This is a genomic window from Microvirga sp. P5_D2, assembly GCF_054049475.1.
In genome coordinates this window covers 1-998 of record NZ_JBFUMH010000382.1, presented here as the reverse complement: position 1 = coordinate 998, position 998 = coordinate 1, and the positions used below count along the sequence as shown (strand labels likewise).

General features: G+C 59.6%; 1 protein-coding gene. It reads left to right on the top strand.

Features of this window, described 5'->3' with window-relative positions; genetic code table 11:
• Positions 1-266: 266 nt before the first annotated feature.
• Positions 267-998: YoaK family protein (locus tag ACXJKO_RS31825; RefSeq protein ID WP_457094985.1), on the top strand; the 732-nt coding region annotated here is incomplete at its 3' end.

The following is a 998-nucleotide window of genomic DNA, read 5'->3' as shown; positions in this document are numbered from 1 at the left end:
GGGTTGGACACTAGAGCGCCCCCTCGAATGAGCGGGGCGCTTTCTTTTTGCAGGTCCGTATTTTCCAGGAAAATTAGCTTCGCGCTCTGATCCATTCCATACTGGGTGTTATCGGAAATTCGCTGCCTCTGTTGGGACGGCGCAAGTCTGCTTGTGTCCGACCTACTTCTCAGGGATCGATGGCCCTGCCAACGGTTCAGTGGTAACAAGCCGCCATGGACCGGAAGCATTTGTTCCAGCGGAAAAGCAGCCTTGCTGCTCGCTATATCGGTTCCGCTCGGCGTGTCGTTGCCGCGGACCGTTCAGGGGCGGCTGACGCTCAACTTGGGATGGTCCTCACGTTTGTGGCAGGTGCTGTCAATGCTGGCGGCTTCCTTGCCGTCGGCCAGTATACCTCGCATATGTCCGGGATCTTTTCGGCTTTGGCCGACAATCTCGTCCTGGGCGCCCTCGGCCTTGTGATCGCGGGACTCGGCGCACTTCTGCTTTTTGTCGCCGGAGCGGCCTGCTCGGCCATCCTGATCAATTGGGGGCGCCGCCGGGACTGGAGTGACTTCTACGCCCTGCCCCTGATGCTAGAAGCAGCGCTCTTATTCGCCTTCGGGCTGCTCGGCAGCTTCGCCCAGGGCTCGCCCGGGTTTACCCTGGTAGCCGTGCTACTGCTCTGCTTCATTATGGGGCTGCAGAACGCCACAGTGACGAAACTCTCCGGCGCCCGCATCCGCACGACCCATGTGACGGGCATGATCACTGACGTTGGCATTGAGCTGGGAAAGCTCGTCTACTGGAACAAGGATATAACCCGCCCAGCAACGTCCCTGGTCCGTGCCGATCGGCCAAAGCTGCGCTTGCTGAGTTTGCTGCTTGGATCCTTCTTCGCTGGTGGAGTATTTGGAGCGTTTGGGTTCCAGCGTTGGGGCTTTGTCTCGTGCCTTCCCCTCGGACTGCTCTTGCTGCTGTTGGCTGCCCCCTCACTGGCCCACGATCTGTTCAACAAC